General features: G+C 56.7%; 1 protein-coding gene and 1 pseudogene. One reads left to right on the top strand and one right to left on the bottom strand.

What is annotated here, in order from left to right; translation table 11 throughout:
* On the top strand, positions 1 to 602 hold a 602-nt coding region (locus tag A3AY_RS0113665; RefSeq protein WP_018326227.1), incomplete at its 5' end, for an ABC transporter ATP-binding protein.
* Between the two features lie 291 nt (positions 603 to 893).
* Here the strand turns inward: A3AY_RS0113665 and A3AY_RS40560 are convergent.
* Positions 894 to 1130 (bottom strand): annotated as a pseudogene (locus tag A3AY_RS40560) (molybdopterin-dependent oxidoreductase); the annotation flags it as partial.

A 1130-nucleotide genomic window follows, 5' to 3' on the forward strand; every position in this document is an offset into this window, starting at 1 on the left:
GGGCCGGCAAGACGACTTTGATCCGATCGATCCTGGGGCTCACACCGCCGCGGGCCGGGACGATCACTTTCAACGGAACGACACTCGACCGATTGAAGACCCACGAGATTGTTCGTCTCGGTATCGGATGTATCCCCGAAGGCCGCCGGATCTTCGGTCGCATGACGGTTGAAGAAAATCTGCAGGTCGGCGCTTATAATGAGCAATCCAGCGCCAAAATTCGCGCGCGTTTGGACCGGGTGTTTCAGATTTTTCCGCGGCTGAAAGAACGCGAAAAGCAGATTGCCGGAACCCTTTCCGGCGGTGAGCAGGCAATGGTGTCGATCGGACGCGGACTCATGACGGACCCGCACATGCTCATCATCGACGAGCCGTCGCTCGGTCTCTCGCCGCTCTTCGTGCAGGAAAACTTCAATGTCATTCGCGACATCGCAAAAGCCGGGGTCACCGTCCTCCTGGTCGAGCAAAACGTCAACCAAACCCTCGCCATCGCCGACCATGGATATGTCCTGCTGCAGGGCAAGGTTATCGTCAAGGGCACAGCCGACGACCTCAGGTCAAATCCAGAGGTTCAGCGCGCTTACTTCGGAGGCTTACACTAGGCAATTGTCGCCTTGAAGCTGGCTGATCCGTTTTAGAATATGCAGGTCTCTAGGGTTGCGTAAATTACCGAGCGTGCATAGGAACGCCTGTTGATGCAACAATGGCTCGGTCGCGATCCTCATGGCGGCGAGGGTATGCTTTCGGGGGGCACAAAGGCAATCTGATCACCTGAGGTACAGATCAAGGCGAGCAGAGTGGGAGCATCCGTGCCGTCGTGAGCCTGGGCTTCGATTCTCAGGAAATTCCTGCTTGCGCGTTGGAAACACGGGCTCACGCCCAGATCGCTTAAACTAGAGCCTTGCAACTTCAACTTGGATCGAATGAACCTCGTTTCTCGCATCGGATGACGGCTGTCCTTCTCCAACTTCGTTGGTGCAGCGACATAGCAAGACGTGTTGGCCCGGTTCAGGCGACCATGGCAACTCGAACCGCTGCCAACTTCTGCCCTCGCGCGGACCTACTGTTGCAGTCTGCCACGAGCCTCCGCTATCCACACTTACTTCGACACTCGATATCCGCTGATCTCC

The organism is Rhizobium giardinii bv. giardinii H152 (genome assembly GCF_000379605.1).
GTDB lineage: Bacteria > Pseudomonadota > Alphaproteobacteria > Rhizobiales > Rhizobiaceae > Pararhizobium > Pararhizobium giardinii.